11 protein-coding genes and 5 tRNA genes are annotated in these 13,236 nt (G+C 39.6%); 2 read left to right on the top strand and 14 right to left on the bottom strand.

Annotated features, from left to right (window positions below):
• Positions 1-93 precede the first annotated feature (93 nt).
• Together ACOB82_RS12485 and ACOB82_RS12480 are read right to left on the bottom strand one after the other, a co-directional pair.
• Positions 94-2,889, bottom strand: coding sequence for a triple tyrosine motif-containing protein (locus tag ACOB82_RS12485; RefSeq protein ID WP_448213308.1), 2,796 nt, complete (start codon positions 2,887-2,889; stop codon positions 94-96).
• Positions 2,855-3,304 carry a hypothetical protein gene (locus ACOB82_RS12480; protein WP_448213307.1) on the bottom strand — a complete coding sequence of 150 codons (450 nt, stop codon included), beginning with the start codon at positions 3,302-3,304 and terminating at the stop codon, positions 2,855-2,857. Before ACOB82_RS12480 ends, ACOB82_RS12485 begins: the two co-directional genes overlap by 35 nt.
• A gap of 163 nt (positions 3,305-3,467) precedes the next feature.
• Between ACOB82_RS12480 and ACOB82_RS12475 the strand changes: the two genes are divergently transcribed.
• Positions 3,468-4,691: an FAD-dependent oxidoreductase gene (locus ACOB82_RS12475; protein WP_448213380.1), complete on the top strand. Its 1,224-nt coding sequence runs from the start codon at positions 3,468-3,470 to the stop codon at positions 4,689-4,691.
• Positions 4,692-5,055: 364 nt separating this feature from the next.
• On the opposite strand, the gene ACOB82_RS12470 is transcribed toward ACOB82_RS12475, so the two are convergent.
• The 12 genes from ACOB82_RS12470 to lolB form a co-directional block, all read right to left on the bottom strand.
• Positions 5,056-5,140, bottom strand: a tRNA-Leu gene (locus tag ACOB82_RS12470).
• A gap of 181 nt (positions 5,141-5,321) precedes the next feature.
• Positions 5,322-5,396 (bottom strand) — tRNA-Gln (locus tag ACOB82_RS12465).
• 87 nt (positions 5,397-5,483) lie between these two features.
• Positions 5,484-5,558, bottom strand: a tRNA-Gln gene (locus ACOB82_RS12460).
• A gap of 38 nt (positions 5,559-5,596) precedes the next feature.
• Positions 5,597-5,681 (bottom strand) — tRNA-Leu (locus tag ACOB82_RS12455).
• Positions 5,682-5,689: 8 nt separating this feature from the next.
• A tRNA-Met gene (locus ACOB82_RS12450) sits at positions 5,690-5,766 on the bottom strand.
• A gap of 218 nt (positions 5,767-5,984) precedes the next feature.
• Positions 5,985-6,338, bottom strand: a complete 354-nt coding sequence (locus ACOB82_RS12445; RefSeq protein ID WP_448213306.1) for a DUF3718 domain-containing protein — start codon at positions 6,336-6,338, stop codon at positions 5,985-5,987.
• 143 nt (positions 6,339-6,481) lie between these two features.
• The gene (gene ychF / locus ACOB82_RS12440; protein WP_448213305.1) at positions 6,482-7,573 is read right to left on the bottom strand and encodes a redox-regulated ATPase YchF; all 1,092 of its coding nucleotides are present in this window, start codon (positions 7,571-7,573) and stop codon (positions 6,482-6,484) included.
• A gap of 47 nt (positions 7,574-7,620) precedes the next feature.
• Positions 7,621-8,205: an aminoacyl-tRNA hydrolase gene (gene pth, locus ACOB82_RS12435; protein WP_448213304.1), complete on the bottom strand. Its 585-nt coding sequence runs from the start codon at positions 8,203-8,205 to the stop codon at positions 7,621-7,623.
• A gap of 18 nt (positions 8,206-8,223) precedes the next feature.
• The gene (locus tag ACOB82_RS12430) at positions 8,224-8,838 is read right to left on the bottom strand and encodes a 50S ribosomal protein L25/general stress protein Ctc (protein WP_448213379.1); all 615 of its coding nucleotides are present in this window, start codon (positions 8,836-8,838) and stop codon (positions 8,224-8,226) included.
• 235 nt (positions 8,839-9,073) lie between these two features.
• Positions 9,074-10,024: a ribose-phosphate pyrophosphokinase gene (locus ACOB82_RS12425; protein WP_448213378.1), complete on the bottom strand. Its 951-nt coding sequence runs from the start codon at positions 10,022-10,024 to the stop codon at positions 9,074-9,076.
• 90 nt (positions 10,025-10,114) lie between these two features.
• Positions 10,115-10,987: a 4-(cytidine 5'-diphospho)-2-C-methyl-D-erythritol kinase gene (gene ispE / locus ACOB82_RS12420; protein ID WP_448213303.1), complete on the bottom strand. Its 873-nt coding sequence runs from the start codon at positions 10,985-10,987 to the stop codon at positions 10,115-10,117.
• Between the two features lie 32 nt (positions 10,988-11,019).
• Entirely contained in the window at positions 11,020-11,628 is a 609-nt protein-coding gene (gene lolB, locus ACOB82_RS12415) for a lipoprotein insertase outer membrane protein LolB (RefSeq protein WP_448213302.1), read from the bottom strand.
• A gap of 334 nt (positions 11,629-11,962) precedes the next feature.
• Between lolB and hemA the strand changes: the two genes are divergently transcribed.
• The gene (hemA, locus tag ACOB82_RS12410) at positions 11,963-13,234 is read left to right on the top strand and encodes a glutamyl-tRNA reductase (RefSeq protein WP_448213301.1); all 1,272 of its coding nucleotides are present in this window, start codon (positions 11,963-11,965) and stop codon (positions 13,232-13,234) included.
• Positions 13,235-13,236: the final 2 nt, after the last annotated feature.

Below are 13,236 nucleotides of genomic sequence, written 5' to 3'. Positions count from 1 at the left end.
TTGCCGCTTAGTTAGCTAAATAAAACAATATGGGTAAATGGCGCCCATTTGCTGGGCACCACATTTATTTAGGAGTTTCTATAAAGTTCCGGTTTAAAACGCATTGAGCGAAGGGAAGCTTATTACCAGTTGACTACCTTTATCATCGGTCGGTTCAAAGGTGTTGAAAGTCGCATTATATTTATTGGCAATTTGTCTAATGTAATACATTGACATATTGAAGGTGATTTTATTGTTAAAGTGAGAGAAAGAGGTTTCATCATCACTTATCGTTAGCCATAATTTCTCTTTAAATTCTTGAATGGTAACGTGAAATTTTCCACCGTCACCGTTAACAACGGCACAGATCACTGCCTCATAAATAATTTTATACAGGTTAGATTGTAATTCATAACTAAGCGTATTTTGTTTAAGATCATATTCAAAGGTTAAGTGAACATGATATTTATGTTGTAGATAGTCAGCAAAATAAGGCAGGGCTACATCTAAGGTGTTGCCATATAAACCATCGGGCAGTTCAGTGTTACTCTCTTTTTCAATGCTCTCTAAACTTTGTGCGAGCAAAGTTTTAGCATTATCGATATCACCATCTTCCAGTAACTTTAGCGTTTGGTTGATATTTCTTCTTGCGGATAAATCGCGTTTACCTTTTGTTTTAATTTCATCAGCTAGTAATAAATGAATATTGCGTATTGACTGCGCCCTAAGGTAGATAAGCCATAAAATTAAGCTAATAAGACATACTAACGTAACCGTATAAATGATTCTAATTTTAGGTGTCCAGTACCAAGGAAAGGCAACATCAATATTGGTAAATGCTCGGTTGTTACTCCACTGGCCAAGGCTATTTGTCGCTTTTACTTCAATATGATAACTGCCAGAGGCAAGCCCTGTTAACGTTAGTTGGTTACCATTTACTTTTTGCCAAGTGCCGTTATTGATTTTGTATTGAAACTTTTTTTGCTGGCCAGGGCGGTAATCTAAACTGACTAAGTCCAAGGTAATGACATCATTTGATGAGGAAACATCAATTTGGCGATTTAATAGGAATTCTTTGCCCGACACTGTTGTTTTCGCAACATGCACTTTTGCATTAAATTGGCCTGGCTTTTTAACTGGAACCGATAAGATACCGCCATAATGGGCTAAATAAGCTTTGTCGCCTTTGATATGGGCTTCACCTGAAAACGAATATTTTTCGGTGCCAGGCATAAGTGTGTATTGGTGAGTTTTTGGATTAATCGTATATAAACCAAAAGCGGCACCTAGCCATATTTCATCATTAATGATGGTGCTGTAGGTAAATTCTATACCTCTGGCAATAATTGATAACAAGGTGCCTTGAAGATCGTAAATAAAGACGCCATCGCCTAAGGTTGCAGCAAATATTTTCTCATCGGCAAATGCCATAGAGATATACTTGCTAGGGCCTTTACCTGGTATGTTTTTGATTTGCTTTGAGTAACGATTATAAATCGATAAACCATCGATTGTGGCAATCCAGATATTACCATCTTCTAGCGCAATTATATCGGTTACTTCATTGGCAATTAGCCCATCTTCAATAGAGATTTGATCGACTAATTGCATGCTTACAACATCATAAATAAACAAGCCATAGTCATTACTACCAATATAGAGTAAGCCGTTGGCGTAAAATAACTTTATAAGTATTTTATCGTTGCCTGAAAATGACAGCTTTTTTAATACGTTATCTTTAGTGGAGTAATGCCAAGCGCCATCAAATGTCGCGATATATAAGTCGTTATTTACCGTAAGTACATCCATTATCCGCAGGGCTTTTTTAGTAAATAACTGATTAATATTTTCTGGGAATAATGGTGGCTCATTGGGCATAGATTGAAGCCCCATGCCAAAACTACCGATAACTACCTGATCATCAATTAAGGTAATTTCATTGGCATTGTTGGCAATATCAAAGACAATGGGGTAGTTCTTTATTGCACTTTCGGAAAGCGTTTCAATACCTACGTTTGTTGCTAACCATAGTACATTTGAAGTGTCATGATAAGCCGCTTTAACCCGAGAACTTCTCGCTTTACCATAGTGATGGCGAACTTGTTTTAATTCTGACAACTGATACTTTTTAATATTCCCCTGATCTGAAATAGTAAAAAAGTTACTACTATTGTTTTCTTGGCTTAGTCCATGAATTGACTCGTCAATTGATTTTCTAGCGATTACTTTACCGGCAGATAACACCATAAGCTCAGTAGGCGTAGTGATAATAAGCTTATCTTCTATAGCTAAACTTGCTAGTACACGCTGTGTGACAACTTGGCTAAACTTATCTCCAATGAGTAAATACAGACCTTGAGGACCAGCGTTAACAAATAAGTCAGTTGTCGTATTAATTAATACTGCAGCGTTATTGAGCGTAAGCAATTGCTTTGTTGCGCCAGTTTGCGGCTGATATTGATAGACTTTTTTAGAAGAGTAGCTATAAAACGACTGGTTAAAATATAATGTTGAATAATGACTGTTGAGCTCGGTGTTAATAGGGATCGGAGATGTTTGCCCATTATTAGGATCGAATAACCAAGAGCCTTTGTTTTCTGTTGCTACAATAAATTGGTTATTGTATGACTCAATGTGGTGAGCCCAAGTGAATGGGGTTTGCCAGTTTGCACTTGTGGCGGAAAAATTGATACTACTAACGCCGTCATACCTTGTAATACCATGGTTTCCGGCTAACCAGATAAAGCCGTTATTGTCTTGTTTAATACTGTAGACTTTAGCTAAGTCTTGAACATCGACTGCTGTGGCTGAAAAAGCCTGAGCTGAAGAGAGCAATAAAAGTGGCAGTAAAAACTGCCACCAAGTTCTGTTTGCTTTACAAAATACAGTCTGGCGGCACGATATTATCATGCTTTTTACCGCCGCAAGTGGCGAATACTTTTGGCAGAGCACCTGGGTGCTCTGGTTTTTGAACCAGCAAATAACTAGGCTTTCTAGGATCATTTTCTTGTTGTTTTTCTCGCCAGGCTTTTTTGATGCATTCAGCTGCTTCCGTGCCATATTTTGTTTGGAATGCTGTCGCTAGTAACTCTACACCAAAGTCGTCCATAATCATCATGATATTACCATGGTAGCCACTTGTTGTATCAAAATCTACATCTACGGTTAGGATGTTATCTTCCGGTAACACTAAATCTAAACGCATACGTGCCATTACCGCACGATCTACTTTTGCTTTAAGATGCGTGTTATTTGGTTTTACCGTGAGGTCATAAACAAGTTTGATATCCGGTGAGACAATTTTTTCTTCTTTTAATGCTGACATAATCTTTCCTTAATTTTATTTTCGGCTTAATTGCCGTTGCTTAGTATAGATCAAATATCAACCTATATTTTATTGGTTGAGCGTGATAACACGCTGTTATTGCTCGCTTATCTTATTCAATGCTTTACAATAGCTTTTATCAGGTTTTTGGGTGATAAAAGTGATGAAACAAGTAGATGTTATTGTTGTTGGTGGCGGCATGGTTGGGGCTGCAAGTGCATTGTCGTTAGCTAACTTAGGACTATCGGTTGTCATACTTGAGCGCCTAGCCCCTATTGCATTTGATGCCAAGCAGCCAATTGATTTACGAGTTTCTGCTATTTCTGTTGCCTCAGAGAACTTATTAAAAGATTTAAATGCTTGGCAACAAATCTTGCAATGGCGTGCTTGCCCATATCGCCGGCTTGGGGTTTGGGAAAAAGAGCAGGCATATGCCGAGTTTTCAGCAGAGCAGATTAACAGCCCATATTTAGGTCACATTGTTGAAAATCGCCTAATTCAATTGTCACTGTGGCAACAATTAACTCAACATTCGAATATTGAGTTGTTGATTGGTGAAGACATACAAGCAATTGAACAAGATGAGAGGTTTGTTAGCGTCAGTACTTCCCAAAGTACTATTAGTGCTAAGTTATTAGTCGCTGCTGATGGTGCTAATTCATATATTCGAAAGCAAGTAGGAATAGGTTGCACAGGCTGGAACTATCAGCAATCAGCGATGCTTATTAATGTCAGCACAGAATTGCCACAGCAAGACATTACTTGGCAGCAGTTTAAACCGACTGGTCCTTTAGCAATGTTGCCTCTCCCTAGTAAAGAGCCCAGTAAAGAGCAAGTTAGAAAAGAGTTTGGTGCTCAGGTACCAGTTCACCAGGCTTCATTGGTTTGGTATCACCATAAAGATCGTATTAAGCAATTAAATCAGTTATCTAAAGCTGAATTGAAACAGCAGATATTGGCGGAATTTCCTCAGCGTCTTGGCGATATTTCGGTCATTGACCACGCAAGCTTTCCATTAACAAGGCAACATGCGAATCACTACTTTTCTGGACGTGTCGTTTTATTGGGCGATGCTGCTCACACTATTAACCCATTAGCTGGACAAGGTGTGAACTTAGGCTTTAAAGATGTTAAGGCATTGAGAACAGTGATTGCCAAAGCCATAGGTGAAGGGGAGTGCTGGCATCAACAAGCGACGTTGAAAGCTTATGAACAACAAAGACGCCCAGATAACTTATTAATGATGACAGCAATGGATAGTTTGTATCAAATGTTCTCGAATGAACTACCTTTGTTAAAGTTCATTAGAAACCTTGGATTATATAGCGCAGAAAAAGCACCAAAAGTTATAAAAGATAAAGTATTAGCTTATGCCTGTGGTTTGTAAAAGCTCTAGTTTCTTACAAAGCACAAACTAAGTTAGAACAACACTCTTTTAAAGGTAATAGGAAGGAAATTGAATGCTCATAGCTAAAAGAGATTGCGAACAGGAACGTTAAAACTAAAAATGCTAGCGTATCTTACAATTCCGCTATTATCGAAATATTTAGCTTTATAAGCTAATAGAAAAAGAAAGGAACAATACAAAGAATTACTTTTCAAAATGGTACGGGGTGAGAGACTTGAACTCTCACATCTTGCGATACTGGAACCTACGTTTCTTCGGCAAGAGTAGCGCGTTTACCAATTCTGGCAATGATAAAAATATGATGTAACATCTAATGAAATAAAGAAAAGAGGATACTTTTAAATGGTACGGGGTGAGAGACTTGAACTCTCACATCTTGCGATACTGGAACCTAAATCCAGCGCGTCTACCAATTCCGCCAACCCCGCATTTTGATATGAGCATAGTTTAGGAGCTTGCAACTCCAGCGTTACTGAAACGCTAATACCTAAAAATGCCAGCGAGTCTTCAATTCTGACAAACCGCATAGTAGATATGAGCATAGTTTAATGAGTTTGCGACTCAAAATAAATAACCATTTCTTAATGAATATTTTGAAGTGTTAAGAATTGGCAGGGGTAAGAGGATTTGAACCTCTGAATGACGGGATCAAAACCCGCTGCCTTACCGCTTGGCTATACCCCTTCCGGAATTCTTAAGAGAAACATTGTTGATTTATACTCCCACTTTCGTTGACTTAACAGAATCAAATAAAAGAAACTGTTATGAAAGTGGCAGGGGTAAGAGGATTTGAACCTCTGAATGACGGGATCAAAACCCGCTGCCTTACCGCTTGGCTATACCCCTACAATGTCTCATATTCTCGCAACTGATGTTGCTTGAAATGGTACGGGGTGAGAGACTTGAACTCTCACATCTTGCGATACTGGAACCTAAATCCAGCGCGTCTACCAATTCCGCCAACCCCGCATTGTAAATGGTGGCTACACCGAGATTTGAACTTGGGACCCCATCATTATGAGTGATGTGCTCTAACCAGCTGAGCTATGTAGCCATTTACAATCTTGCCTCTCAGCAAGTGGCGCGTATTATGCAAATCTGTTTGCGACACGTCAACCGTTTTTTTAGAAAAAATTTACTGTTTTTGTTCGTTTGAACAATTTGTCAGCAAACTGACTTATAAGTGTGCTAATCACAGTGTTTATTTGATAAAAAAGCGAGCAGGTGCTCGCTTTTTACTTTATTCGTTATCTGTTGTTTTATTGAATAAAACTACTCTACGCGTTTTTTCGCAGCTTCTGCTAAGTGCGGCGAGTGTTTGGCAATTTCTTCTAAATTAGCTGTAACTACTTTAGCTGGCGTTTTACCAATAATAAATTCACCTACTTCTAGTGCGTTATTCGTTGCTGAAAAAATTAGCAAGTTTTGATCATTACAACTTATGTCATCAAAAACTGAACGAATGTTCAATTTGTTCTGCTTTAAGAATGTACGTAATCGGTTTTTATCGTTGGCTGCTACATATTCACAAATACGTAGTGCAGCATCATTTGCACTTGCAACTGGCGTATATGAAGCTGCTGTTGCTGTAACGATAAGGCTTGCAATCAATAGTGTTTTTTTCATAAAAACAACCTTCTTATTTTAGTTTATAAACATAACAAACAAAGTTTGCCATGACATCGTCCATGTTAAGTTTGGTCGATATTTAAAATAAAACAAGGAACTATAAGTTCCTTGTTTTATTGGGCGCATATTATGTTAAAAAACTAAACATTAAAACGAAAATGTATAACATCGCCGTCTTTAACTAGGTAGTCTTTACCTTCTAGGCGCCATTTCCCGGCTTCTTTAGCGCCAGATTCACCGTTACAGGCGATAAAATCATCAAACCCTACAACTTCAGCTCGGATAAAGCCTTTTTCAAAATCGGTGTGAATAACGCCAGCGGCTTGTGGGGCTGTGGCATTTTGTTTTACGGTCCAAGCACGCACTTCTTTGACACCTGCGGTGAAATAGGTTTGTAAGCTTAATAAGCCGTAACCTGAATTAATTACGCGGTTTAAGCCTGGTTCTGTTAAGCCCATTTCTTCCATGAAAATTTGACGATCTTCTTCGTCCATTTCAGAAAGTTCGCCTTCAATTTCCGCACAAACCGGCACAACGACTGCACCTTCTTTTTCAGCAATTTCACGTACTTGATCTAAATAAGGGTTGTTTTCAAAGCCATCGTCGTTAACGTTAGCAATGTACATAGTTGGTTTTACCGTCAAGAAGTTAAGGTATTTCACTGCTGCTAACTCTTCTTTTGAAAGATCTAGCGAGCGGATCATATGGCCTTCTTCAACGTGTTTTAGAATTTTTTCTAATACTGGCAATTCAAACTTGGCATCTTTATCGCCACCTTTGGCTTTTTTAGTTTGACGTTGAATGGCGCGCTCAGCGGTATCCATATCAGCTAATGCAAGCTCGGTATTGATAACATCAATATCATCTAGTGGATTAACCTTACCTGAAACATGAACAATATTGTCATTTTCAAAACAGCGAACTACGTGACCAATTGCGTCGGTTTCGCGAATGTTAGCTAGGAATTTATTCCCTAAACCTTCACCTTTTGACGCGCCAGCTACAAGACCTGCAATATCAACAAATTCCATGGTAGTAGCAATTACGCGTTCAGGGTTAACGATAGCTGCTATTTGATCAAGGCGTGGATCTGGCACCGGAACAACACCTGTATTAGGTTCAATAGTACAGAAAGGGAAGTTTGCCGCTTCAATACCGGCTTTAGTAAGTGCATTGAACAGTGTAGATTTACCTACGTTTGGTAAACCAACGATACCACATTTAAAACCCATGATAATTTCCTAATATTTTTACCGCTTAGTGCGGTAGATAAAATCGGTTACTGTGCTTTGAATGAGTGCAAACGATTTTGTGCTTTCTTTAAATCGTCTTTTAGCCAAATATCAAAACAACGGCTGGCTTCATCAACGGCTTGATCAATTAATGCTTGCTCTGCTGCTGGTGCTTTGCCAAGTACATGACCGGTTACACGTTCGCGGTGGCCAGGGTGACCAATACCAATACGTAACCGATAGAAATCTTTATTATTTGCCATGCGGGCGATAATGTCTCGTAAGCCATTATGTCCACCATGTCCGCCGCCAAGTTTAATTTTACAAACACCGGGATCCATATCTAATTCATCGTGAGCAACGAGAATATCTGCAACAGGAATTTTAAAAAAGTTCGCAAGTGGCGCAACAGCTTGGCCGCTTCTGTTCATAAAGGTTGTGGGAATTAGTAAATGTACTAAATGACCAGCAATCTGTCCTTTACCGTACAGACCTGCGTATTTTTTATCGGGAGTAAGAGATATATTGTGTATGCGTGCTAATTCTTCGACGAACCAGACGCCAGCATTATGGCGGGTTTGAGAATATTCGGGGCCAGGATTACCTAGCCCCACAACTAACTGAATAGTCATAACTTAAGTCGTTATAACTTATTCTTCAGTAGCTTCTTCTTCAGTAGCTTCGCTGCCGCCTTTTGGAGCGTTAGCTGTAACTACTGCTTGGTCGTGATCAGCACCTTTGGCTAACTCATCTGAAGTAACACCTTTTGGTAACGTGATGTCAGATAAGTGAAGTGTTTGACCAACTTCTAAACCAGCTACATCAACTTCGATGAACTCTGGTAAGTCACCTGGTAAACAAGTCACTGCGATTTCAGCTAAGTGATGAGCTACAACACCACCTTTTTTCGCTACTGCTTCTTCGTTGATGAAGTGAACAGGAACGATAGTGTGGATTGGGTGAGTAGCATCAACACGCATGAAATCCATGTGCATGATAACTGGCTTGAACGGGTGACGTTGCATGTCTTTGATAACACACTCAACAGCTTTACCGTCTACATTTAATGTTAAAACGTGTGAGTAAAACGCTTCTTCTTCTTGAGCACGGAATACTTTGTTGTGCGCTAAAGTTAAAGAAACTGGCTCTTGGCCTTCACCGTAAAGGATTGCTGGAACTTTGTTCGCGTGACGTAGGCGGCGGCTCGCACCTTTCCCTAAATCAGTACGTACTTCAGCATCCAAAGTAAATAAATCTGTCATGATAAATACTCTATTAATAAGTCAATTTTCGTTGTTTTTTGCGACCAAAAACAACCTGAATACTTTTTATCTGAACTAGCCAGAATAAAAAGGCGCGGAATGATACCACGCACTTGATTTAAAGCCAAGTTTATTAACTTTTAAAAAAGGGCCGTGCCTATTAGGATTTTACCGTGTATAAAAAAAAGCACCTATTGGTGCTTTTTTTGTAGTACATTTTGCAGAAAATGTTTAGCAATTAAGCTTCAAACATTGCTGAAATAGATTCTTCGTTACTTACACGGCGGATGGCTTCAGAAAGCATACCACTTAATGTTAGTTGACGTACGCGATCGCCTAACGCTTTAATTTCGTCAGACAATGGAATTGAGTCGGTAACAATCACTTCATCAATCACAGATTCTTTTAAGTTTTGCGCAGCGTTACCAGATAAAACTGGGTGAGTTGCATAAGCATAAACATTTTTCGCACCATGATCTTTCAATGCAGCAGCAGCTTTAGCTAATGTGCCGCCAGTATCAATCATGTCATCAACAATAATACAGTCACGACCTTGAACATCACCAATAATATGCATTACTTGCGCAACATTAGCTTTTGGACGACGTTTGTCGATAATGGCAAGATCGGCATCATCAAGTAACTTGGCAACAGCACGGGCACGGACAACACCACCGATATCTGGTGAAACAACTACTGGGTTTTCTAGTGCTTTAGCTTTCATATCTTCTAATAAGATAGGCGTACCGAATACGTTATCTACCGGTACATCAAAGAAACCTTGAATTTGCTCAGCGTGCAAGTCAACGGTTAATACACGGTCAACACCAACACTAGATAAGAAATCGGCAACTACTTTAGCAGTAATTGGTACACGAGCACTACGTACGCGACGATCTTGACGGGCATAACCAAAGTAAGGCATTACCGCAGTAATTCGGCCAGCTGAAGCACGGCGCAGTGCGTCAACCATGACGATTAATTCCATTAGATTATTATTGGTTGGGGCACAGGTAGATTGAATGATGAAAACATCAGCACCACGAACGTTTTCAGTGATTTCAACACTGATTTCGCCATCGCTAAAACTACCTACTTTTGCTTCACCTAAACCTATGTATAAGCGATCCGCAATTTTCTTTGCCAGTTCAGGGGTGGCGTTACCCGCAAAAATCTTCATGTCAGGCACAATCAGTTCCTCAGAAACTTGTGACATTGTAAGTTCACACTGATAGTTAAACGTGCATTAACTATCAGCAAATTATTCATTTTTTGCCAGTTACTTAACCATATTTTTTAACATGGCATGAACTGGAGATTGGTTGACACCTTTCGCAACAAACGACTCAATTTCACTGGGTAACTGAGCTTTAATATGCAGTGCCTCTTGTTCACTAGTACAACACGTGAAAATACATGCGCCGGTACCCGTCATTCGAGACGGCGCGTATTCTACCAATGTCGACAACAGCTTGGCAACCTCAGGGTAGTGTTTTATTACGACGACTTCACAGTCATTTTGCCTATGCTCTGTATCGAGTGCTTGATGAGATATTTTAGGCGTATCTCTTGGTAAATCAGGGCTTTGGAATACGACTTGGGTTGATATGTGGCAATTAGGCTTGCTAACTAAATACCAACATTCTTTGGGTGATGCAGGAAAAATCTTTTCACCAACCCCTTCGGCAAATGCCGCAACGCCATGAATAAATATGGGAACGTCAGCACCTAGCTGTAAGCCAATGTCAGCAAGCTGGGTAAGAGTAAAGTTTATTTGCCACATACTGTTAAGCGCTAACAAAATAGTGGCCGCATTTGAAGAGCCACCGCCTAAACCGCCACCCATTGGCAGTATTTTCTCAATACTAATATCAATGCCATAAGGGGTTTTATTATATGGCATTAACATCATAGCCGCTTTGACAATTAGGTTATCTTGTTCATCAACACCGGCGACTGGCGTAAGTAAGTTAATCGCTTTTGCATTATTTAACGCTAGGGTAATCGTGTCGCCGTAGTTTAGAAACTGAAATAGTGTTTGTAGCTCGTGATAACCATCAGCTCGCCGGCCATTAACATGTAAGAACAAGTTAAGCTTGGCTGGCGATAAAAGCTTATGTTCAGTAAATTGCTGCTTAGTAAATGAAGTCATGTGATAAAGGCGTAGTGCTCAATAAATAGTGATTAAATTGACCAGTCGTTGATCGCAAGTTTAATGGTTAAATTCTGTTGTTTAATTAATATTGCTGAAGGTAGCGCTATATTTTTTACTTGTTTATAGCGTTGATATTGTATTTGCCAGATTTTATTTTGATAAAAACTGGTTATGGTATCAGGCAACTGGCTTTCAGCGTTTAGGGCAACTAAGTCGTCATTAGAATAGGGCAGTGCTTTTAGCCAATAGCTTAATGCATCGCTTGGAAAGTCTAATCCTGTTAGCTGCAAAATAAGCTCATCCAAGTTATCGCTGCGATACTTTTTACCCTCTACTTCTAAAACATGACCATGGGTATCGGAAGTTAAGCTCAGTACATTAATACCTAAATAAGTGGTTAAATTTAATCGTTGTTCAGCACTATTTTTTTGCCAAAAAATGCTGGCTTTTTCGCGCTTACTTTCTTGTAGGAATGCTATTTGACCACTAATTTGCCAATGCTTGATATTTTGCAGTTGCTCTATACGAGTATTGCCAGAAAGATCGTTTTTAAGGGCTGATTGATTTGAGCTGGGCGATTGGGCACAACCGGTAAGTAATAGGCTAATAAGCAATAGACGAATAAATGATATGTTCAACAGTGAAACGGTCGATAATTTCAAATAAACAGCGCGCAAAATTGCGTCCTTGAACCGGATTTAAACCAGTTTAGTGTGATTTTAGACAAGTTATATTTGAACACATAGCACTAGTGACTTTCAATCGTGTTAGATATTTCGTAAAATTAGCCACAAAATTTGTCAGAGAATATCGTTTACGCTCTTATTTGGCCTTAATTTGACCTTGGCTGGTGATAATTTGTGCGTACGATGCCTGCTTTTCTTTCGATAGTTTCACTTGTATCGTCAGTATTTGTTAAATACTTTGGCTATATGAGTGTTGTTGGTATTGCACTAGGCTGAAATCAGAAATATGTCCATTGTTGCTGTTGGTATAAATCATAAAACTGCTCCAGTAGCGGTGCGGGAAAAAATTTCCTTTAATCCTGATAAATTAAGCCACGCCCTGCAAGAAATGTTGTCTACGGTTAACTGTAATGAAGCAGCAATACTTTCCACCTGTAATCGAACGGAACTTTATCTGATTCAAGATGGCTCATTAGAAGCTACTCAGCAAAAAGTGGTAAATTGGCTTGAGCAATATCATCAAATACCATCATCGTCGATTATTCCAAGCTTATATTGGCACACCGACAAACAAGCGGTGAATCATATTATGCGTGTGGCCTGCGGGTTAGACTCGCTAGTATTAGGCGAACCGCAAATTCTTGGCCAGCTAAAACAAGCATATTCTCAGGCTAAAGCGGCGGGCTCGATGGCTTTGGTAATGGATCGCTTATTTCAGCGTACTTTTGGTGTCGCCAAACAAGTGCGCACCGAAACCGAAATTGGTGAAAATGCGGTATCTGTTGCCTTTGCGGCAGTAAATTTAGCCAAGCATATATTTGATAGCCTGAAAAATGCACGGGTGCTATTAGTTGGCGCCGGTGAAACTATCGAGTTAGTAGCCAAGCATTTATATGACAATAATGTCGGCAGTATTACGGTTGCAAACCGTACAATATCTCGCGCTAAAACTATGGCTGAACAAGTGGGCGCTGATGTGATTACTTTGGCACAAATTCCAGAGCATTTAGCAAAAGCCGATATCGTGATTAGTTCAACCGGCAGTACCTTACCAATTATTGGTAAAGGTATGGTGGAAAGCGCACTGCAGCAACGTAAACATCAGCCGATTTTTATGGTCGACCTTGCCGTACCACGTGATATTGAAGAGCAAGTTTCTGAACTAGAAGATGTCTTTTTATATACTGTTGACGATCTGCAAGGCATTATTGCTAAAAATATTGAGAATCGACGTAAAGCGGCTGTGCAAGCCGAGGGAATTGTTGGCGAGCAATCAGAAGTGTTTATGTCATGGTTGCGTGGTTTAAATACCCAAGATGCGGTTCTAAGTTATCGTCAGCAATGTATCAATGAGCGTGATATTTTATTAGAGAAAGCCATCAGCCAAATAAAAAATAATAAAGATCCAGAAGCGGTAGTTGCCGAACTTGCAACTAAGCTCACCAATAAATTAATGCACGCGCCAACGAGTGCATTACAATCAGCCGCCCAAGGTGGCGAGCTCGACAAACTAATTTACTTGCGTGATATTTTTGATTTGGACAAGCCAAACAATTAATA

This window comes from Colwellia sp. MEBiC06753, from assembly GCF_053470325.1.
Note: the sequence above shows the minus strand (reverse complement) of the source record. Positions and strands in the feature narration are given on the sequence as shown.

What these genes read in the sequence shown, in the direction of transcription:
- ACOB82_RS12485 (WP_448213308.1), bottom strand. Translation starts at nt 2,889, where the DNA reads ATGATAATATCGTGCCGCCAGACTGTATTTTGTAAAGCAAACAGAACT.
- hemA (WP_448213301.1), top strand. Translation starts at nt 11,963, where the DNA reads ATGTCCATTGTTGCTGTTGGTATAAATCATAAAACTGCTCCAGTAGCG.
- pth (WP_448213304.1), bottom strand. Translation starts at nt 8,205, where the DNA reads ATGACTATTCAGTTAGTTGTGGGGCTAGGTAATCCTGGCCCCGAATAT.
- ychF (WP_448213305.1), bottom strand. Translation starts at nt 7,573, where the DNA reads ATGGGTTTTAAATGTGGTATCGTTGGTTTACCAAACGTAGGTAAATCT.
- ACOB82_RS12480 (WP_448213307.1), bottom strand. Translation starts at nt 3,304, where the DNA reads ATGTCAGCATTAAAAGAAGAAAAAATTGTCTCACCGGATATCAAACTT.
- ACOB82_RS12445 (WP_448213306.1), bottom strand. Translation starts at nt 6,338, where the DNA reads ATGAAAAAAACACTATTGATTGCAAGCCTTATCGTTACAGCAACAGCA.
- ispE (WP_448213303.1), bottom strand. Translation starts at nt 10,987, where the DNA reads ATGACTTCATTTACTAAGCAGCAATTTACTGAACATAAGCTTTTATCG.
- ACOB82_RS12475 (WP_448213380.1), top strand. Translation starts at nt 3,468, where the DNA reads ATGAAACAAGTAGATGTTATTGTTGTTGGTGGCGGCATGGTTGGGGCT.